Origin of the sequence: Rheinheimera pacifica (genome assembly GCF_024809855.1) — a bacterium.
Lineage (GTDB): Bacteria > Pseudomonadota > Gammaproteobacteria > Enterobacterales > Alteromonadaceae > Alishewanella > Alishewanella pacifica_A.
Genome location: NZ_JANUEM010000022.1, coordinates 18,197 through 39,534, shown reverse-complemented (window position 1 = coordinate 39,534; position 21,338 = coordinate 18,197). Strand labels below are relative to the sequence as shown.

The window sequence follows — 21,338 nt, the reverse complement described above, 5'->3', positions numbered from 1 at the left end:
CCTGAACCCATTCCGAACTCAGAAGTGAAACGCAGCTGCGACGATGGTAGTGTAGCATTCGCTATGCGAGAGTAGTTCACCGCCAGGCTCCTCATCATGCAAAGCCCTTCTCAATGAGAAGGGCTTTTTGCTTTGCGCTTCCTCAATCACATCATTACAATAGCTTCACTCGCATTAACTGGCCTTAACATGCGCACTTTAACTAATATTTCTGCCGTTTCTTATTCTACTTTCCGCTTTAATGCCACATTAAGCTCTGTGCATGAGTTCAACTCTGTTGCTGAACTATACAGTTTTAATGCTACAACTGTGCCTGTTGTGCTGGGCGAAGGTAGTAATACCATTTTCATGGAGGACCTTACTGCGCCCATTTGCCGCTTTGTGGCCGATAACAAAACGGCTACTGAACTGGATCCGCAGCATATTCTGCTGCACGTCGAAGCCGGCCATAACTGGCATCAGTTGGTTAGCTGGGCAGTAGGGCAGCAGTTGTGGGGTATAGAGAACCTGGCGCTTATCCCGGGCTCGGTTGGGGCTGCGCCGGTGCAGAATATCGGTGCCTACGGTGTTGAGTTGGCAGACTGCTGTTTATATGTTGATTTTTATCACTGGCAACAGCGCAAGGTTCTGCGTATTGCTGCAGGGCGCTGTGAGTTTGGCTATCGTGACAGTGTATTCAAGCATGCTTTAGCCGGCAAGGGTATTATCGTTGCGGTGGGTTTGTGTTTAAGTAAGCAACCTGCGCCTGTGCTGGGATATAAAGGCTTAGATCATCTGCCTGCTGACGCCGATATCAACTCGATATTCGAACAAGTTATCGCTGTGCGTAGCAGTAAGTTACCGGCCCCTGCTGAGCTGGCCAATTGTGGCAGCTTCTTTAAGAACCCGGTTATTGCGATGCAGCAGTATACTGCGCTAAAAGCAAAACATGCTGCTATACCGGGGTTTATCCAAGCCGATGATACAGTGAAAGTACCTGCAGCCTGGCTGATTGAACAACAAGGCTTTAAAGGCAAGTGTTATGGCGGCATCGGGTGCTATAAGTTACAGCCGCTGGTGGTGGTTAATCACGGGGCAGGTACGCCAGCACAGCTGGAACAACTCGTTACAGCTGTGCAACAGCAGGTACAGGCTGCTTACGGCATTCAGTTAGAGGCTGAAGTGCGGATGCTCAATGCAGAAGGGCAACCAATCAGATGAGCAAAGCTAGTTTAGTGAGCCAGCGTCAACTGCTTAGCGCAATAAGCAACGGTGAATTTCAGTCCGGTCAGTTTCTGGCTGAAGCGTTAGGACTAAGCCGTACAGCGGTTGCTAATCATATCAAACAGCTACAACAACTTGGCCTGGATATATATAAAGTAAAAGGCCGCGGATATTGCCTGGCTGAACCACTGGTATTGTTGGATGCGGCAAAGATAAGCCAGTTGCGTCAAAGTGGCAGCCCCAACATTCTGGTGCAAAACATTACCGACTCAACTAACAGCCAGCTCATGCAAAAAGTGCAGGATGGCGTGGTAAATGAGCCAGGCTATACCTTAGTGGCAGAAGCTCAGACTGCCGGGCGGGGCAGACGTGGCCGTAACTGGTATTCGCCCTTTGCTGCCAGTTTATATTTCTCTATGTACTGGAAGCTGGAGCAGGGGATCCAGGCTGCGATGGGGTTAAGTCTGGTGGTGGCTATCGCGATTGCCAGATTGTTAAAACAGCAGTATCAGGTTGACGCTAAGGTTAAATGGCCAAATGATGTTTATGTCGATGGTAAAAAACTGTGCGGCATTTTAGTAGAGCTGGCAGGGCAGGCGCATGCCGGCTGTGATGTGATCATTGGCATAGGCATGAATATTCGTTTGCCGCAGCAGGCGCCGGATAATATCGATCAACAGTATATCGATTTAGCGTATGCCGCGGGACAGGTGGTAGACCGTAACTTGTTAGTGGCACTGCTGCAGCAGCAACTGCTGATGTTGCTTACAGAGTTTACTCAAAATGGTTTTGGTTGTTTTGTCGATGAGTTTAACCAGTACAATCAATACCGTGATAAGACTGTGAAGCTTATTGGTAATACTGAGGTACAAGGCATTTGCCTGGGGGTAGATAAGCAAGGCGCTTTATTGGTGAACACGTCAACTGGTATACAAGCCTATTTTGGTGGTGAACTTAGCTTGCGGCCGGGAGATTAGCATGTATTTATTACTGGATATAGGCAATACGCGCGAGAAAGCTGCATTGGTAAAAAATGGTAAAGTTACGGCTTTACCACAGTTGGCTGCCGATAATCTGGCTAAGTTACCAATTAAGGCTGTATATTTTGCCTGCGTTGCCTCACAGGAGAGAGTACTGGCCATCAAGCAGCAGCTGGGGTTGGGGCATTTACCCTGGCGTCAGGTACACTCTGATGCTCAGGCCTATGGTGTGCGTAGTAGTTACCAACAACCCCAGACGTTGGGAGTTGACCGCTGGTTGGCAATGTTAGGTGCACAGTTATTGTTTCCGGCAAAAAGTGTGCTGATCGTTGATGCCGGTACCGCTGTCACCTTAGATTGGCTGGCACCAGATGGTCAGCACGGTGGCGGCTGGATTATGCCGGGGCTAAAGATGCAGCAACAGGCAGTGGTGAAAAATACTGCTAAGGTATTTAATTCTGAAATGTTTAATGGCCGTTTAGAACCCGGCACAGATACCGTTACAGGTTTGCAAAATGGCTGTTTAGCCTCGATTTTGGGTGCAATCATGCTGGCGTGGCAGCAAACAAGCTGCGAAAAGTTACTGCTAACCGGCGGTGACAGTAAGTTTCTTAAATCTTATCTGTCAGATTTACCTATTGTTGTAGAGCCTTTACTTATTTTCCATGGACTGGCTCGTTATATAGACATGTAACCACTGGTTTGTGCACTTTATGAGCGCTTAGGCAGGAAATTAACGCTTTTTTGGTTTTTTATGTTGCACGGCTTAGGGCATTCCACTAGAATTCGCACCCACTGACGTAGTGCCGCTTTAGCTCAGTTGGTAGAGCAACTGACTTGTAATCAGTAGGTCATCCGTTCGACTCGGATAAGCGGCACCATTAGTGGAGGGGTTCCCGAGTGGCCAAAGGGATCAGACTGTAAATCTGCCGGCACTGCCTTCGAAGGTTCGAATCCTTCCCCCTCCACCATCTTCGTCAGACGAATAGCTACGAGTAGGCCGCGGGCATCGTATAATGGCTATTACCTCAGCCTTCCAAGCTGAAGATGCGGGTTCGATTCCCGCTGCCCGCTCCAATCAAAAAAGTTGCTGATATAGCTCAGGCGGTAGAGCGCATCCTTGGTAAGGATGAGGTCCCCAGTTCGATTCTGGGTATCAGCACCATCTTGACACTTCTCAAGCTATTCAAAATAACACACTAATTAAATAACCGCCGTTTTGTTAAAAAGGGTCTATTCATGGCTAAGGCTAAATTTGAACGTAATAAACCGCACGTAAACGTAGGCACAATTGGTCACGTTGACCACGGTAAAACTACTTTAACTGCAGCAATCACAAACGTACTGGCAAAGCACTACGGCGGTCAGGCATTTGCTTTCGATCAAATCGATAAAGCGCCAGAAGAAAAAGCTCGTGGTATCACGATCAACACTTCACACGTAGAATATGACACGCCAACGCGTCACTACGCGCACGTAGACTGCCCGGGCCACGCTGACTATGTTAAGAACATGATCACTGGTGCAGCACAGATGGACGGTGCAATTCTGGTAGTAGCAGCGACAGACGGCCCAATGCCACAAACCCGTGAGCACATCCTGTTATCACGTCAGGTAGGCGTACCGTACATCATCGTGTTCATGAACAAATGTGACATGGTAGATGACGAAGAGCTGTTAGAGCTGGTAGAGATGGAAGTACGTGAGCTTCTATCAGACTACGACTTCCCGGGTGATGACCTGCCGGTAATCCGTGGTTCAGCGCTGAAAGGCCTGGAAGGTGATGCGGACTGGGAAAAGAAAATCCTGGAACTGGGTGAAGCCTTAGATACTTACATCCCAGAGCCGGTACGTGCGATTGACAAGCCATTCATCATGCCAATCGAAGACGTCTTCTCAATTGCCGGTCGTGGTACAGTAGTAACAGGCCGTGTAGAGCAAGGTATCGTAAAAGTAGGCGAGACAGTAGAAATCGTAGGTATCAAAGACACTGTTGCTACTACTTGTACAGGTGTAGAAATGTTCCGTAAGCTGCTGGACGAAGGTCGTGCAGGCGAGAACATCGGTGCCTTGTTACGTGGTACCAAGCGTGAAGACGTAGAGCGTGGTCAGGTACTTGCTAAGCCAGGTTCAATCAAGCCACACACTAAGTTCGAAGGCGAAGTGTACGTATTGTCAAAAGAAGAAGGTGGTCGTCATACACCATTCTTCAAAGGCTACCGTCCACAGTTCTACTTCCGTACGACAGACGTAACTGGCGCAGTTGAGCTGCCAGAAGGCGTAGAGATGGTAATGCCAGGCGACAACCTGAAGTTTGTTGTAGAGCTGATTTGCCCAATCGCGATGGACGAAGGTTTACGCTTCGCAATCCGTGAAGGCGGCCGTACAGTTGGTGCTGGCGTAGTATCAAAAATCCTGGCGTAATAGCTGAGATTGAAAAGGGCCTTTCGGGGCCTTTTTTGTTGCCTGTAAATGAGGCGATCCTGGCCAAATCTTATAGTGGCCATCAAACTGCATCCTAAATATACTGCAATAGGATACAGTAAGCTTGTTTTAGCACGTTAAGACAGTATAATGAGCGGCTATTTGAAAACCCGGCGATAGGTCTGGTTTACAACCTTGTAGGGGCATAGTTCCAATTGGTAGAACAGCGGTCTCCAAAACCGATGGTTGGGGGTTCGAATCCCTCTGCCCCTGCCAATATTTTTCGGCACAGCGTAAGCTCTGCCGGTAGTGTGTTGCTATAAGCAAGTCAAGGTGAAGTGAGTCAAAGCATGAACGCAGCAAGTGAAACCCCAAAAAGCGGATTTGATGTAGTCAAGTGGTTGCTGGTCTTTGTTATTTTGTCACTGGCAGTAGTAGGTAACTACATATATGAGCTGTCTGCATTAGAGCGTGCAATTACTATTGTAGTGTTAGTAATTATTGCTGGCGTAGTGGCAGGACAGACACAAAAAGGCAAAACCTTTATAAACTTCGCTAAAGAAGCACGTACCGAAGTACGTAAAGTAGTTTGGCCCACCCGGCAGGAAACCATGCAAACAACGCTTGTGGTGTTAGTTGCTACCGTAATCATGGGGTTAATCCTGTGGGGGTTAGACGCCATTCTATTGCGCGTTGTGTCTTTTTTAACAGGATTGGGGATCTAAGCCATGGCTGGAAAAATGCGTTGGTATGTGGTGCAGGCTTTCTCAGGCTTCGAGCAACGGGTTGCAACCTCTCTACGTGAACATATCAAAATTCACCAGATGGAAGATAAATTTGGTGAAGTGCTGGTACCTACCGAAGAAGTAATAGAAATGCGGGCAGGCCAGAAACGTAAGTCTGAGCGAAAGTTCTTTCCTGGCTATGTGCTGGTGCAGATGGAAATGTGCGAAGAAGCGTGGCACTTAGTTAAAAGCGTGCCGCGCGTGTTAGGTTTTATTGGTGGTACTTCAGACCGTCCGGCACCTATTTCTGAAAAAGAAGCCATGACTATCCTGAATCGTTTACAGGATAATATTGATAAGCCGAAGCCGAAAACATTGTTTGAAGCCGGTGAAGTGGTACGTGTTACTGAAGGCCCGTTTGCTGATTTCAATGGCGTAGTCGAAGAAGTAGATTACGAAAAGAGTCGCGTAAAAGTATCGGTATTGATCTTCGGCCGTTCTACTCCGGTAGATTTGGAATTTGCCCAGGTCGAAAAAGCTTAAGATAACGATTGTAACCGGGCGCTGATTAAAATATAATCTGCGCCCTTTTTAACATTGGGAAGCCGTTTGAGTAAGTGTCCTCGCATTTACAAGGCTACGACCCAGAAACAGAGGTGAAACATGGCAAAGAAAGTCACTGCACTTATTAAACTGCAGGTTAAAGCCGGTATGGCTAACCCATCGCCACCGGTAGGTCCGGCGCTGGGTCAACATGGTGTAAATATCATGGAATTCTGTAAAGGTTTTAACGCCCGTACAGAAAGCCTTGAGAAAGGTATGCCAATTCCAGTAGTAATTACTGTATATAGCGATCGTTCTTTCACGTTCGAAACCCGCACTCCTCCAGCATCTTTCCTGTTACTGAAAGCCGCTGGTTTAAAAGGTGGTTCAGGTCGTCCTAACACCCAGAAAGTAGGCAAAATCACAGCAGCTCAGGTTGATGAGATTGTGAAGATCAAGCAGCCAGATTTAACTGCTGCAGATCATGCTGCTGCGGTGCGTACCATCGAAGGTACTGCCCGTTCAATGGGTTTAGTGGTGGAGGGCTAACAGATGGCTAAATTAACTAAACGCGCAAAGTTAATCCGTTCTAAAGTGGATTCAACCCGCGAATACGATATCAACGAAGCCGTTGCTCTGTTAAAAGAATTAACAGCTGGCAAATTCCTGGAAAGCGTTGATGTTGCTGTAAATCTGGGTATTGATGCCCGTAAATCTGATCAGAACGTGCGCGGTGCTACTGTACTGCCTCACGGTACTGGCCGTACTGTTCGCGTTGCCGTGTTTACTCAGGGCGCTAACGCTGAAGCCGCTAAAGCTGCCGGTGCTGACATCGTAGGTATGGAAGACTTAGCTGAACAGGTTAAGAAAGGCGTAATGGATTTTGACGTTGTTATCGCATCACCAGACGCTATGCGCGTTGTTGGTATGTTAGGTCAAATCTTAGGTCCCCGTGGTTTAATGCCTAACCCGAAAACTGGTACTGTTACCCCTAACGTAGCAGAAGCAGTTAAGAACGCGAAGGCAGGTCAGGTTCGTTACCGTAACGACAAGAATGGTATTATCCATTCTACTATCGGCAAAATCGATTTCGATGCTGATAAGTTAAAAGAGAACCTGGAAGCCTTACTGGTTGCGTTAAAGCGCGCCAAGCCTTCAGTGGCAAAAGGTATTTTCATTAAGAAAGTTACTATTTCTTCTACCCATGGTGCAGGTTTAACTCTGAGCCAGGCGTCACTGAGCGCAGCGGTTTAAGGTGTAGTGCTTTACAGAGCTGCGTGATTATTTTATAATCGCGCGCTCATTTTTAGGGTAGGAGCCGTATTTCTCTGGAAATAACGGCTTCCGTCCAAGACCGTAGGTGTCGTGATTTTCTTTTGAAATGAATGACTTAAAATACAAAACCTACGCAGACGGTGCAGGCCCCAGAAGAATTGATTCTTTCTGGTCTCACCGTAAATCGCGCGCTTTATGGCAACATAAAGCGATGTGTAGGCAAACGGGCAATAATGCCCGGATGAACCAGGAGTTAAAAGCCAATGGCTATTAAGCTTGAAGACAAAAAAGCACTTGTTGCTGAAGTCCAGGAAGCTGCCAAAGGTGCTTTATCTGCGGTAGTCGCAGACGCTCGTGGTGTCACTGTAGGCAAAATCACTGCGCTGCGTAAGCAAGCGCGTGAAGCCGGTGTATGGATGAAAGTTGTCCGTAATACGCTGGTTCGCCGTGCAGTAGAAGGCACCGAGTTTGAGTGTCTGAACGATGTATTCGTAGGCCCGACGTTAATTGCGTTCTCTAAAGAGCACCCAGGTGCTGCCGCGCGTATCTTCAAAGATTTCGCGAAAGAGAACAAAGACTTCGAGCTGAAAGGTGCAGCGTTTAATGGCGCCACAGTAAACATTGAAGTGTTAGCATTGTTACCAACTTACGACGAAGCTATTGCACGTTTAATGAGCACTATGAAAGAGGCAGCAGCCGGCAAACTTGTACGTACAATTGCCGCGGTTCGCGACCAAAAACAAGAGCAAGCCGCGTAATTTTACGCTTGGTTTGATACAGAGTTTAATTTGGGCCAAGGCCCCTAATTTAGGAATCTGAGCAATGTCAGTGACTAAAGATCAAATCTTAGATGCTATCGCAGCAATGTCTGTAATGGATGTAGTTGAGTTAGTAACTGCAATGGAAGAAAAGTTCGGTGTGTCTGCAGCTGCTGCTGTAGCTGTTGCTGCAGGTCCTGCTGCCGCTGCTGAAGAGCAAACTGAATTCAACGTAATTCTGGCTGGTATTGGTGCGAACAAAGTTGCTGTTATCAAAGCAGTACGTGGCGCAACCGGTTTAGGTCTGAAAGAAGCGAAAGATCTGGTTGAGAGCGCTCCAGCTCCAATCAAAGAAGGCGTTTCAAAAGCAGAAGCAGAAGCTCTGAAGAAAGAACTTGAAGAAGCTGGTGCATCTGTTGAAGTTAAATAATCCGGCTTATACCGGATTATTCGCCTGAAATTCAGGCCGGGCTGGTGATGAATTAATCACCGGCCTTTTTGCGCTGTGGGACAATGATTTCCCCACCCCTGTTGATACTATGGCTGGTATCAAAGCAACCTGTAGCGGGTTGTTGGGAAAAAAATCAGCAAGCTGAGGAACCCCATGACTTACTCTTATTCTGAGAAGAAACGTATCCGTAAGGACTTCGGCAAACGTCCGGAAGTATTGGATGTGCCATACCTGTTGTCGATTCAAATCGAGTCGTTCAGCAAATTTATCGAGCCTGATCCGGAAGGAGATTACGGTTTAGAAGCCGCATTCCGCTCTGTATTCCCTATAAAAAGCTATTCAGGCAGTGCGGAATTGCAGTACGTCAGCTACCGCATCGGGGAACCCGTATTTGACGTAAAAGAATGTCAAATTCGTGGTGTTACTTACTCAGCACCATTACGTGTAAAACTGCGCATGGTGTTATTCGATAAAGAAGCGCCAGGCACAATCAAAGATATCCGTGAACAAGAAGTCTACATGGGCGAAATCCCGTTGATGACAGAAAACGGTACCTTTGTTATTAACGGTACTGAGCGTGTTATCGTATCTCAGTTACACCGCAGCCCGGGTGTGTTCTTTGATCACGATCGTGGTAAAACCCACTCATCAGGCAAGGTACTGTATAACGCTCGTGTTATTCCTTACCGTGGTTCCTGGTTAGATTTTGAGTTCGATGCTAAAGATAACCTGTTTGTGCGGATTGACCGTCGCCGTAAATTACCGGCTACCATTCTGCTGCGCGCACTGGAATTTAGCACTGAAGATATTCTGAGCACTTTCTTTGAAAGCACTCAGTTTGAAATTAAAGACGGCAAGTTAATGATGGCTGTAGTAGCCAACCGCTTACGCGGTGAGACAGCCGGTTTTGATATCAAAGACAACGATGGCGAAGTCATAGTAGAACAAGGCCGTCGTATTACTGCACGCCACGTGCGTCAGCTGGAGAAAACCGGCATGACCATGATGGAAGTACCACACGAATATGTGGTAGGCCGTGTGCTGGCAAAAAATTACGCTGACCGTTCAACCGGAGAGATTATTGCCGAGGCGAACGCAGAGCTCACACTGGAGCTGTTAGCAAAACTGGCTAAAGCCGGTTACGAGAGTTTTGAAACTCTGTATATCAACGATCTGGATCAGGGCCCTTATGTTTCTGAGACCATTCGTATTGATCCAAGCAGCAACCGTATGGAAGCGCTGGTAGAAATTTATCGTATGATGCGCCCTGGTGAACCGCCAACGCGTGATGCGGCTGAAACCTTATTTGAAAACCTGTTCTTCTCGGAAGACCGTTATGATTTATCTACGGTTGGCCGGATGAAGTTTAACCGTCGCGTTAACTTTGAAGAGGGCGTCGGTACCGGCGTACTGAGCAAAGAAGACATTCTGGCGGTAATGAAAGTATTGATCGATATCCGTAATGGTAAAGGCGAAGTGGATGATATCGACCACTTGGGTAACCGCCGTATCCGTTCTGTTGGCGAAATGGCCGAAAACCAATTCCGTGTTGGTCTGGTGCGTGTTGAACGTGCGGTTAAAGAGCGTCTGTCATTAGGCGATCTGGACGCAGTTATGCCACAGGATCTGATTAACGCCAAGCCAATTTCAGCTGCGGTGAAAGAGTTCTTTGGCTCAAGCCAGCTGTCACAGTTTATGGATCAGAACAACCCGTTATCAGAAGTGACGCACAAGCGTCGTATTTCTGCTTTAGGCCCGGGTGGTTTAACGCGTGAACGTGCCGGCTTCGAAGTACGTGACGTACATCCGACGCACTATGGTCGTGTATGTCCAATCGAAACGCCTGAAGGTCCGAACATCGGTCTGATTAACTCACTGTCGATGTTTGCCCAGACTAACGAGTATGGTTTCCTTGAAACGCCTTACCGCCGCCTGGAAAATGGCGTGGTAACTGACGAAGTCGATTTCCTGTCAGCCATTGAGGAAGGCAACTTTGTTATCGCTCAGGCCAATGCTGAACTGACTGCTGAAAACCGCTTATCAGAAGAATTAGTACCTTGTCGTTACAAGAACGAATTCACCCTGATGCCGGCTGACAAAGTACAGTATATGGACGTAGCACCACAGCAAATCGTATCGGTTGCTGCGGCGTTAATCCCGTTCCTGGAACACGATGATGCTAACCGGGCACTGATGGGCTCGAACATGCAACGTCAGGCCGTTCCAACACTGCGTGCTGACAAGCCGCTGGTAGGTACCGGTATTGAGCGCGTGGTAGCGAAAGATTCAGGTGTAACCGTGGTGGCCAAACGTGGTGGTGTGATCGACTATGTTGATGCCAGCCGTATCGTGATCAAGGTAAATGAAGATGAAATGGTAGCCGGTGAAGCCGGTATCGACATCTACAACCTGACCAAATATACCCGTTCTAACCAGAATACCTGTATTAACCAGCGTCCTTGCGTAAACCATGGCGAGCCAATTGAGCGTGGAGATGTACTGGCTGATGGCCCGTCTACCGACTTAGGTGAACTGGCATTAGGTCAGAACTTACGCGTAGCGTTTATGCCGTGGAACGGTTACAACTTCGAAGACTCGATTTTGTTATCTGAGCGTCTGGTACAGGAAGATCGTTTAACCACTATCCATATTCAGGAATTAAGCTGTATCGCCCGCGATACTAAACTTGGGCCTGAAGAGATCACCGGCGATATCCCTAACGTAGGTGAGTCTGCGCTGTCTAAACTGGACGAAGCCGGTATCGTGTATATCGGTGCTGAAGTGAAAGGCGGTGACATTCTGGTTGGTAAGGTAACGCCTAAAGGTGAAAGCCAGTTAACGCCGGAAGAAAAACTGTTACGCGCTATTTTCGGTGAGAAAGCGTCTGATGTTAAAGATTCATCTTTACGTGTGCCTAACTCTGTTACCGGTACTGTTATCGACGTTCAGGTATTTACCCGTGATGGTGTAGAGAAAGACAAGCGTGCCCGTGAAATCGAGGAGATGGAAGTCAAACAGGCTAAGAAAGACCTGAATGAAGAATTCCGTATTCTGGAAGCCGGTATTTTTGATCGTGCCCGTAACCTGCTGGAACAAAGCGGTATTGACCGTGCCAAGCTGGACACGATGAAAGGCGATGCGCTGTTTAATCAAAGCTTAAGCGACGAAGACAAACAAAACGATCTGGAACAGTTAGCTACCCAGTACGAAGAAATTCGTGTTGAGTACGACAAGAAGTTTGAAGCCAAGCGTCGTAAGATCATCCAGGGTGATGATTTGGCACCGGGCGTACTGAAGATCGTTAAAGTGTATCTGGCGGTAAAACGCCGTATCCAGCCAGGTGATAAGATGGCGGGCCGTCACGGTAACAAGGGTGTTATCTCAACTATCGTTCCGGTAGAAGATATGCCATACGACGAGCACGGTAAGCCAGTTGATATCGTATTGAACCCGCTGGGCGTACCATCGCGGATGAACATCGGTCAGATCCTGGAAACACACTTAGGCTTAGCCGCCCGCGGTATCGGTGACAAGATCGATGCGATGATTAAAGACCAGAAAGAAACGGCAGAAATCCGTGACTTCCTGACCAAAGTGTATGCACTGGGCGAATCACGCCAGGACGTAGATGTTGCCAGCTTTACTGATGATGAAGTACGTCGTTTAGCTGAAAACCTGCGTAAAGGCTTGCCTGTTGCGACACCGGTGTTCGATGGCGCGAAAGAAAGCGAAATCAAGCAATTGCTTGAGCTGGGTGACTTACCGTCAAGCGGTCAGATCACATTATATGATGGCCGTACCGGCAATACCTTCGAGCGTAAGGTAACCGTAGGTTACATGTACATGCTGAAACTGAACCACTTAGTAGACGATAAGATGCACGCACGTTCTACCGGTTCTTACAGCTTAGTAACGCAACAGCCGCTGGGTGGTAAAGCTCAGTTTGGTGGTCAGCGTTTCGGTGAGATGGAAGTGTGGGCACTGGAAGCATACGGCGCAGCATACACGCTGCAGGAAATGCTTACCGTTAAGTCAGACGACGTTAACGGCCGTACCAAGATGTATAAAAACATCGTTGACGGTGACCACAGAATGGAACCTGGCATGCCAGAATCTTTCAACGTATTGATGAAAGAGATCCGTTCGCTCGGTATTAACATCGAATTGGAAGAGGAATAAACCGACCTTGAGTTGGGGGGTAGGCGACTGCCCCATTCCGGTTTACCTCTTACAGGAGAGCTAAGGTGAAAGACTTATTAAAGTTTCTGAAACAACAAACTAAAACCGAAGAGTTTGATGTTATCCGTATCGGTTTATCTTCGCCGGACATGATCCGTTCATGGTCCTTTGGTGAAGTGAAAAAGCCAGAAACGATCAACTACCGTACCTTTAAACCCGAGCGCGATGGTTTATTCTGCGCCCGTATTTTTGGCCCGGTAAAAGACTACGAGTGTTTGTGCGGTAAGTACAAACGCTTAAAGCACCGTGGTGTTATTTGTGAAAAATGTGGTGTTGAAGTCACATTAACTAAAGTACGCCGTGAGCGCATGGGTCATATCGAATTGGCCAGCCCGACAGCCCACATCTGGTTCTTAAAATCACTGCCAAGCCGTATCGGTTTGCTGCTGGATATGACACTGCGTGATATTGAACGCGTGCTGTACTTTGAAAGCTATGTAGTGACAGAGCCAGGTATGACGTCGTTAGAACGCCGTCAGATGCTGACTGAAGAAGAATACTTAGACGTGCTGGAAGAGCATGGCGACGAGTTTGAAGCCAAGATGGGTGCCGAAGCAATTCTGGACATCTTAAAAGGCATTGATCTGGCAACAGAAATCAAGCAAATGCGTGAAGAGCTGCCAACCATCAACTCTGAAACCAAGCGTAAGAAAATCAGCAAGCGTCTGAAACTGATGGAAGCGTTCCACACTTCTGGCAACAAACCAGAGTGGATGATTATGACAGTGCTGCCAGTATTACCACCGGATTTACGTCCATTGGTACCACTGGACGGCGGCCGTTTTGCTACCTCAGATCTGAACGATTTGTACCGTCGCGTTATTAACCGTAACAACCGTCTGAAGCGTCTGTTAGATTTATCTGCGCCTGACATTATCGTGCGCAACGAAAAGCGTATGTTGCAGGAAGCGGTAGATGCGCTGTTAGATAACGGCCGTCGCGGTCGTGCTATTACCGGCTCCAACAAACGCCCACTGAAATCTTTGGCCGATATGATCAAAGGTAAACAAGGTCGTTTCCGTCAGAACCTTTTAGGTAAGCGCGTTGACTACTCAGGCCGTTCGGTTATCACCGTAGGTCCTACGCTGCGTTTACACCAATGCGGTCTGCCAAAGAAAATGGCACTGGAACTGTTCAAGCCGTTTATCTATGGCAAGCTGGAAGCACGTGGTTTAGCCACTACCATCAAAGCCGCCAAGAAAATGGTTGAGCGCGAAGAAGGCGCTGTATGGGACGTGCTGGACGAAGTGATCCGCGAGCACCCGGTACTGTTGAACCGTGCACCAACACTGCACCGTTTAGGTATTCAGGCGTTTGAACCGGTACTGATCGAAGGTAAAGCTATTCAGTTACATCCACTGGTGTGTGCGGCTTATAACGCCGACTTCGACGGTGACCAAATGGCGGTGCACGTACCGTTAACACTGGAAGCACAGTTAGAAGCCCGTGCGTTGATGATGTCAACTAACAACGTACTGTCGCCAGCTAACGGCGAGCCAATCATCGTACCTTCACAGGACGTTGTATTAGGCTTGTATTACATGACACGTGAGGCTATTAATGCCAAAGGCGAAGGCATGTTATTCAAAAGTGCGAAAGAAGCTGAAAAGGCTTTCCGTGCTGACTGTGCCAGCCTGCATGCCAAAGTAAAAGTGCGGATTACCGAAGTTGAATTCGGTGAAGATGGTAGCCGCAGCGAAACCACAGCTGTACGCGACACCACTGTTGGCCGCGCTATTCTGTATTCTATCCTGCCGGAAGGTTTAGCCTTTGATTCAATCAACCAGGCTATGGGTAAAAAGCAGATTTCACGTTTACTAAACGGTGCTTACCGTCGTATCGGTTTGAAGAAAACCGTTATTCTGGCTGACCAAATCATGTATACCGGTTTCCACTACGCTATGTTGTCAGGCGTATCGGTAGGTATTAACGATATGGTTATCCCGGCAGCAAAAACTGAAATTATCGACGCAGCAGAAGCTGAAGTTGCCGAAATTCAGGACCAGTTCCAACAGGGTCTGGTTACCGCTGGTGAAAAGTACAACAAAGTTATTGATATCTGGTCAACCGCCAACGAAGTATTGTCCAAGGCGATGATGGACAACCTGTCTAAAGAAGACGTGGTTAACCGCGACGGTGATACTGTACAACAGCAGTCATTTAACTCGGTATATATGATGGCCGACTCCGGCGCCCGGGGTTCACCGGCGCAGATCCGTCAGCTGGCAGCAATGCGTGGTCTGATGGCAAAACCGGATGGCTCTATCATTGAAACGCCAATTACGGCGAACTTCCGTGAAGGCTTAAGCGTATTACAGTACTTTATCTCTACGCACGGTGCCCGTAAAGGTCTGGCCGATACTGCACTGAAAACTGCGAACTCCGGTTATCTGACCCGTCGTCTGGTAGACGTAGCACAAGACTTGGTTGTTACTGAGCAGGACTGTGGTTCTGATCAGGGCATTATCATGAAACCGCTGATTGAAGGTGGTGACGTGGTAGAAGGTCTGCGTGAGCGCGTGCTGGGCCGGGTAGTTATTGGTGATGTAGTATCACCAACAACAGGCGCAGTGTTGGTTGCTGATGGTACCATGCTGGACGAGCAGCTGTGTGATCTGTTAGAGCAAAACTCTATTGACGAAGTGCACGTACGTTCAGTAATTACCTGTAAGACAGACTTTGGTGTGTGTGCCAAGTGTTACGGCCGTGACTTAGCACGTGGTCACCTGATCAACGCCGGTGAAGCTGTAGGTGTTATCGCAGCACAATCAATCGGTGAACCAGGTACCCAGCTGACAATGCGTACTTTCCACATCGGTGGTGCGGCATCACGGGCCTCTGCAGAAAACAGCGTACAGGTTAAAACTGCCGGTACCTTAAAACTGCAAAATGCTAAGTTTGTACGTAACGCTGATAACAAAATTGTTATTACCTCACGTTCTGCTGAAGTTACCGTATTTGACGAATTAGGTCGTGAGAAAGAGCGTTATAAACTGCCGTATGGTTCAATCCTGACGACAGACGACAACGCGAAAATCACAGCTGGTCAAATCGTAGCCAACTGGGATCCGCATTCACACCCTATTATTGTTGAGCGCGGTGCCAAGGTTAATCACAGCGATGTAGATGATACCAACACTGAAGTACAACAGGATGAGCTGACGGGCTTAACCCGTACCGTAGTAAAAGATTTGGCCAAGGCGAATGCCAAAGAGCCAAAACTTATTCTGACTATGGACGACGGCGCGCTACAGGAAATCCGTTTACCAAGCTTTACCACTATCGAAGTAACCGATGGTGCCACCGTGAAAGCCGGTGAAGTATTGGCACGTATTCCGCAGGAAAGCTCAAAAACCCGCGACATCACCGGTGGTCTGCCGCGCGTTGCCGACTTATTTGAAGCGCGTAAGCCGAAAGATCCAGCCATTCTGGCCGAGATCTCAGGTGTTATCAGCTTCGGTAAAGAAACCAAAGGTAAGCGCCGCTTGTTAATCACGCCTGAGCAGGGTGATGTGCATGAAGAGATGATCCAGAAATGGCGTCAGGTTAATGTGTTTGAAGGTGAACGCATTGAAAAAGGCGAAGTTATCTCTGAAGGCCCGGAGTCAGCACACGATATCCTGCGTTTACGTGGTGTTCACCATGTTGCCAGCTACATTGTGAACGAAGTACAGGACGTTTACCGTTTACAGGGCGTTAAAATCAACGATAAGCACATCGAAACGATTATCCGTCAGATGCTGCGTAAGTGCTTAATAACCAACCCGGGCGACAGTGAGTTCCTCGAAGGCGAAATGGCTGAAGTGGCCCGCGTCAATATTGCTAACCGCGAATTGGAAGCTGCCGGTAAAATGCCTGCGCAGTACGAGCGTTCTTTACTGGGTATTACCAAAGCGTCACTGTCGACTGACTCGTTCATTTCGGCGGCGTCGTTCCAGGAAACCACCCGCGTTCTGACTGAAGCCGCTGTAGGCGGTAAGATAGACGAACTGCGTGGTTTGAAAGAAAACGTAATTGTTGGCCGTTTGATCCCGGCAGGTACCGGTTTTGCGTATCACCAAAACCGTGCCCGTCTGCGTCAACGTGCTGGCGGTGGCGAAGTTGTTGAACCGACAATGAGTGCAGAGACGGCAGAACAAGCGTTATCTGATGCTCTGAACATGGATTTGTCTGGTAACGACGACTAAAAGCAGGGAAACAGGGCTGATTGCTGGCTAAATTAGCAGCAATTGGCTTTGTTCCTTGACAGGTCAAAGCTTGACCATTAGAATTCCGCGACCCTGATTTTGGGGTGCGGAATTTTCACGTTTATTGGGTATATATTAACCAGGAGTATTTAATGGCAACAATCAACCAGCTAGTGCGTAAGCCGCGCAGCCAGAAGGTAGCCAAGAGCACCGTTCCGGCGCTTGAAGCTTGCCCGCAGAAGCGTGGTGTTTGTACCCGTGTATACACCACTACACCTAAGAAGCCAAACTCAGCATTACGTAAAGTATGCCGTGTTCGTTTAACTAACGGATTCGAAGTTTCTTCTTACATTGGTGGTGAAGGCCATAACCTGCAAGAGCACAGTGTTGTGCTTATTCGCGGTGGCCGGGTAAAAGACCTGCCAGGTGTGCGTTACCACACCGTACGCGGCACTTTAGACTGTGCCGGCGTTAAAGATCGTAAACAAGCCCGTTCTAAGTACGGCGCAAAACGGCCTAAGAAATAACGGTACTCCGTTAGTAAGGCCAAACTAAACAACTTTTTTTCTTTATTGTATTAAAAGTTTTGGAATCACCTGAAGCAATCGGAGTTACGAATGCCAAGAAGACGCGTCATAGGTCAACGTAAAATTCTTCCAGATCCTAAATTCGGAAGTGAATTACTTGCCAAGTTTGTAAACGTCGTTATGGTCGACGGTAAAAAATCTACAGCCGAATCAATCGTATACGGCGCATTAGAGTTAGCTGCTACTAAGTCTAAGAAAGAACATTTAGACATATTTGAAGTAGCACTGGACAACATTCGTCCAACGGTCGAAGTTAAATCACGCCGCGTAGGTGGTTCTACCTATCAGGTACCATGTGAAGTTCGTCCGGTACGTCGTAATGCTCTGGCAATGCGTTGGTTAGTTGAGGCTGCCCGTAAACGTGGTGAAAAATCAATGGCTCAGCGTTTAGCTGGTGAAATGCTGGATGCCGTTGACAACAAAGGTTCTGCAGTGAAAAAACGTGAAGACGTGCACCGTATGGCCGAAGCTAACAAAGCATTCGCCCATTTCCGTTGGTAAGCACGTCTTAACAAGAGGATATTATTGTGGCACGTACAACCCCAATAGAACGCTACCGTAACATTGGTATTTGTGCGCACGTCGATGCGGGTAAAACAACTACGTCTGAACGTGTGTTGTTTTACACGGGCCGCTCTCACAAGATCGGTGAGGTTCATGACGGTGCTGCTACTATGGACTGGATGGAACAGGAGCAGGAGCGTGGTATCACTATCACGTCAGCTGCGACGACAACATTCTGGGCCGGTATGCAGCAGCAATTTGAACAGCACCGTATCAATCTGATTGATACCCCCGGGCACGTTGACTTCACTATCGAAGTAGAGCGCTCTTTGCGCGTACTCGATGGTGCTGTTGTTGTGCTTTGTGGTTCTTCAGGTGTGCAACCGCAAACCGAGACTGTATGGCGTCAGGCCAATAAGTACGAAGTTCCGCGGATGATCTTTGTGAACAAGATGGACCGTACCGGTGCCAACTTTCTGCGCGTGGTAAAACAAGCGCAAACGCGATTAAACAGCACCATAGTGCCAATTCAGCTGCCGATAGGTGCTGAAGATGACTTCAAGGGCGTAGTCGACCTTATCAAAATGAAGGCCATCAACTGGAATATGGAAGATCAGGGCATGACATTCACTTATGAAGACATTCCGGCCGATATGGTTGATGAATGTAACGAGTGGCGTCAGAACATGATCGAAGCGGCTGCCGAAGCCAGTGAAGAGTTAATGGAGCGCTACTTAGAGGGTGAAGAATTCTCTGAAGAAGAGATCCGTCAGGCCCTGCGTAACTTAACCCTTCGCAACGAAGTTGTAGTGGTAATGTGTGGTTCAGCCTTTAAGAATAAAGGCGTTCAGGCGATGTTGGATAACGTAATTTATTACCTGCCATCACCGACTGAAGTAAAAGCCATTACCGGTATCAATGAGGACGAAACAGAAGGTGAGCGTCACTCCAGTGATGATGAACCGTTCTCTGCTTTGGCGTTTAAAATTGCAACCGATCCATTCGTAGGTACGTTGACTTTCTTCCGTGTGTATTCTGGCGTCATCAATTCAGGTGATTCGGTGTACAACCCGGTAAAACAAAAGAAAGAGCGGATTGGCCGTATCGTACAGATGCATGCTAATACCCGCGAAGAGATCAAAGAAGTTTGTGCCGGCGACATCGCTGCCGGTATCGGTTTTAAAGACGTAACAACAGGTGATACTTTGTGCTCACCAGACCATATTATCACTCTGGAGCGGATGGAGTTCCCGGAGCCGGTAATATCTGTTGCGGTTGAGCCGAAAACTAAAGCTGATCAGGAAAAGATGGGTATTGCGCTGGGTAAACTGGCGGCTGAAGATCCTTCTTTCCGTGTACATACTGACGAAGAAAGCGGTCAGACGATTATTTCAGGTATGGGTGAACTGCATCTGGACATCATTGTTGACCGTATGCGCCGTGAGTTCAAAGTAGAAGCTAATGTGGGTAAACCCCAGGTTTCTTACCGCGAAACACTGCGTGGCGCCACTGAAGTTGAAGGTAAGTTCGTGCGTCAGTCAGGTGGGCGTGGTCAGTTTGGTCACTGTTGGCTGAAAATTGAGCCACAGGAAGAAGGCGCTGGTTATGAGTTTGTGAATGCCGTTGTCGGTGGAGTTATTCCAAAAGAATATATTCCGGCTATTGATAAAGGTATTCAGGAACAGATGAAAAACGGCGTTCTTGCTGGCTACCCGGTAATTGACGTTAAAGTTACAGTGTTTGACGGTTCGTACCACGATGTTGACTCAAACGAAATGGCGTTTAAAATCGCTGCTTCAATGGGCTTCAAAAAGGGTGCACTGCAAGCCAAGCCGGTTATCCTTGAGCCAATTATGAAAGTTGAGGTGGTAACGCCGGAAGACTTCATGGGTGATATTGTTGGTGACTTAAACCGTCGCCGCGGTATTATCAACGGCATGGAAGATGCACCTGGTGGTATCAAAATCGTTGATGCGCATGTGCCGCTCTCTGAAATGTTTGGTTATGCAACCAACATGCGGTCGTTAAGTCAGGGGCGCGCTTCATACTCAATGGAACCATTGAAGTATGCTGAAGCTCCTAACAACGTGACAGAAGCAATTATCGCTGCGCGTAAAGCATATTAATAACTTAGTTTGGCCTGCAAAGCAGGCCGCAATTAAATAAAGAAGGGTCTATTCATGGCTAAGGCTAAATTTGAACGTAATAAACCGCACGTAAACGTAGGCACAATTGGTCACGTTGACCACGGTAAAACTACTTTAACTGCAGCAATCACAAACGTACTGGCAAAGCACTACGGCGGTCAGGCATTTGCTTTCGATCAAATCGATAAAGCGCCAGAAGAAAAAGCTCGTGGTATCACGATCAACACTTCACACGTAGAATATGACACGCCAACGCGTCACTACGCGCACGTAGACTGCCCGGGCCACGCTGACTATGTTAAGAACATGATCACTGGTGCAGCACAGATGGACGGTGCAATTCTGGTAGTAGCAGCGACAGACGGCCCAATGCCACAAACCCGTGAGCACATCCTGTTATCACGTCAGGTAGGCGTACCGTACATCATCGTGTTCATGAACAAATGTGACATGGTAGATGACGAAGAGCTGTTAGAGCTGGTAGAGATGGAAGTACGTGAGCTTCTATCAGACTACGACTTCCCGGGTGATGACCTGCCGGTAATCCGTGGTTCAGCGCTGAAAGGCCTGGAAGGTGATGCGGACTGGGAAAAGAAAATCCTGGAACTGGGTGAAGCCTTAGATACTTACATCCCAGAGCCGGTACGTGCGATTGACAAGCCATTCATCATGCCAATCGAAGACGTCTTCTCAATTGCCGGTCGTGGTACAGTAGTAACAGGCCGTGTAGAGCAAGGTATCGTAAAAGTAGGCGAGACAGTAGAAATCGTAGGTATCAAAGACACTGTTGCTACTACTTGTACAGGTGTAGAAATGTTCCGTAAGCTGCTGGACGAAGGTCGTGCAGGCGAGAACATCGGTGCCTTGTTACGTGGTACCAAGCGTGAAGACGTAGAGCGTGGTCAGGTACTTGCTAAGCCAGGTTCAATCAAGCCACACACTAAGTTCGAAGGCGAAGTGTACGTATTGTCAAAAGAAGAAGGTGGTCGTCATACACCATTCTTCAAAGGCTACCGTCCACAGTTCTACTTCCGTACGACAGACGTAACTGGCGCAGTTGAGCTGCCAGAAGGCGTAGAGATGGTAATGCCAGGCGACAACCTGAAGTTTGTTGTAGAGCTGATTTGCCCAATCGCGATGGACGAAGGTTTACGCTTCGCAATCCGTGAAGGCGGCCGTACAGTTGGTGCTGGCGTAGTATCAAAAATCCTGGCGTAATAGCTAAGATGTGAAAAGGCCCCGTAAGGGGCTTTTTTATTGCCCGCAATTCATACCAAGGTTCTTTCAAACACTTGTTTGAATATTCAAGCTGTGC

16 protein-coding genes, 5 tRNA genes and 1 rRNA gene are annotated in these 21,338 nt (G+C 48.0%); all 22 read left to right on the top strand.

What is annotated here, in order from left to right; all coding sequences use genetic code 11:
* Window positions 1–88, top strand: a 5S ribosomal RNA gene (gene rrf / locus M2404_RS20400); the annotation flags it as partial.
* 101 nt (window positions 89–189) lie between these two features.
* Entirely contained in the window at window positions 190–1,200 is a 1,011-nt protein-coding gene (murB, locus tag M2404_RS19460; protein ID WP_259241587.1) for a UDP-N-acetylmuramate dehydrogenase, read from the top strand.
* Window positions 1,197–2,180 (top strand): bifunctional biotin--[acetyl-CoA-carboxylase] ligase/biotin operon repressor BirA, encoded by a 984-nt coding sequence (birA, locus tag M2404_RS19455; protein ID WP_259241585.1) that lies wholly within the window; start codon window positions 1,197–1,199, stop codon window positions 2,178–2,180. The genes murB and birA overlap by 4 nt, the downstream gene beginning before the upstream one ends.
* Before the next feature lies 1 nt (window position 2,181).
* A complete protein-coding gene (locus M2404_RS19450) occupies window positions 2,182–2,877 on the top strand; it encodes a type III pantothenate kinase (protein ID WP_259241582.1) in 696 nt (231 codons plus the stop codon).
* Between the two features lie 111 nt (window positions 2,878–2,988).
* A tRNA-Thr gene (locus tag M2404_RS19445) sits at window positions 2,989–3,064 on the top strand.
* A 5-nt stretch (window positions 3,065–3,069) separates the two neighbouring features.
* A tRNA-Tyr gene (locus M2404_RS19440) sits at window positions 3,070–3,154 on the top strand.
* A gap of 31 nt (window positions 3,155–3,185) precedes the next feature.
* A tRNA-Gly gene (locus M2404_RS19435) sits at window positions 3,186–3,260 on the top strand.
* A gap of 12 nt (window positions 3,261–3,272) precedes the next feature.
* Window positions 3,273–3,348: transfer RNA gene (locus tag M2404_RS19430), tRNA-Thr, on the top strand.
* 74 nt (window positions 3,349–3,422) lie between these two features.
* Window positions 3,423–4,607, top strand: a complete 1,185-nt coding sequence (gene tuf, locus M2404_RS19425) for an elongation factor Tu (RefSeq protein ID WP_259241570.1) — start codon at window positions 3,423–3,425, stop codon at window positions 4,605–4,607.
* Window positions 4,608–4,806: 199 nt separating this feature from the next.
* A tRNA-Trp gene (locus M2404_RS19420) sits at window positions 4,807–4,883 on the top strand.
* Between the two features lie 74 nt (window positions 4,884–4,957).
* Complete coding sequence (gene secE / locus M2404_RS19415; RefSeq protein WP_215399494.1) at window positions 4,958–5,332, top strand: preprotein translocase subunit SecE; 375 nt, start codon at window positions 4,958–4,960, stop codon at window positions 5,330–5,332.
* Between the two features lie 15 nt (window positions 5,333–5,347).
* Window positions 5,348–5,875: a transcription termination/antitermination protein NusG gene (gene nusG, locus M2404_RS19410; protein ID WP_405047799.1), complete on the top strand. Its 528-nt coding sequence runs from the start codon at window positions 5,348–5,350 to the stop codon at window positions 5,873–5,875.
* Window positions 5,876–5,995: 120 nt separating this feature from the next.
* Window positions 5,996–6,424 carry a 50S ribosomal protein L11 gene (rplK, locus tag M2404_RS19405; protein ID WP_027672427.1) on the top strand — a complete coding sequence of 143 codons (429 nt, stop codon included), beginning with the start codon at window positions 5,996–5,998 and terminating at the stop codon, window positions 6,422–6,424.
* A 3-nt stretch (window positions 6,425–6,427) separates the two neighbouring features.
* Entirely contained in the window at window positions 6,428–7,129 is a 702-nt protein-coding gene (gene rplA, locus M2404_RS19400) for a 50S ribosomal protein L1 (protein ID WP_259241578.1), read from the top strand.
* A 284-nt stretch (window positions 7,130–7,413) separates the two neighbouring features.
* Complete coding sequence (gene rplJ, locus M2404_RS19395) at window positions 7,414–7,908, top strand: 50S ribosomal protein L10 (protein WP_259241577.1); 495 nt, start codon at window positions 7,414–7,416, stop codon at window positions 7,906–7,908.
* Window positions 7,909–7,972: 64 nt separating this feature from the next.
* The gene (gene rplL, locus M2404_RS19390; protein WP_068231325.1) at window positions 7,973–8,338 is read left to right on the top strand and encodes a 50S ribosomal protein L7/L12; all 366 of its coding nucleotides are present in this window, start codon (window positions 7,973–7,975) and stop codon (window positions 8,336–8,338) included.
* Between the two features lie 174 nt (window positions 8,339–8,512).
* A complete protein-coding gene (gene rpoB, locus M2404_RS19385) occupies window positions 8,513–12,538 on the top strand; it encodes a DNA-directed RNA polymerase subunit beta (RefSeq protein ID WP_259241576.1) in 4,026 nt (1,341 codons plus the stop codon).
* Window positions 12,539–12,603: 65 nt separating this feature from the next.
* Window positions 12,604–16,785 carry a DNA-directed RNA polymerase subunit beta' gene (rpoC, locus tag M2404_RS19380; protein ID WP_259241575.1) on the top strand — a complete coding sequence of 1,394 codons (4,182 nt, stop codon included), beginning with the start codon at window positions 12,604–12,606 and terminating at the stop codon, window positions 16,783–16,785.
* A gap of 152 nt (window positions 16,786–16,937) precedes the next feature.
* On the top strand, window positions 16,938–17,312 hold the full coding sequence (gene rpsL / locus M2404_RS19375) for a 30S ribosomal protein S12 (RefSeq protein WP_019677787.1): 375 nt from the start codon (window positions 16,938–16,940) through the stop codon (window positions 17,310–17,312).
* 90 nt (window positions 17,313–17,402) lie between these two features.
* Window positions 17,403–17,873 (top strand): 30S ribosomal protein S7, encoded by a 471-nt coding sequence (gene rpsG, locus M2404_RS19370; RefSeq protein WP_027672433.1) that lies wholly within the window; start codon window positions 17,403–17,405, stop codon window positions 17,871–17,873.
* 26 nt (window positions 17,874–17,899) lie between these two features.
* Complete coding sequence (gene fusA / locus M2404_RS19365; RefSeq protein WP_259241572.1) at window positions 17,900–20,002, top strand: elongation factor G; 2,103 nt, start codon at window positions 17,900–17,902, stop codon at window positions 20,000–20,002.
* A gap of 54 nt (window positions 20,003–20,056) precedes the next feature.
* Window positions 20,057–21,241, top strand: coding sequence for an elongation factor Tu (gene tuf / locus M2404_RS19360; RefSeq protein ID WP_259241570.1), 1,185 nt, complete (start codon window positions 20,057–20,059; stop codon window positions 21,239–21,241).
* The last annotated feature ends 97 nt before the right edge of the window (window positions 21,242–21,338 follow it).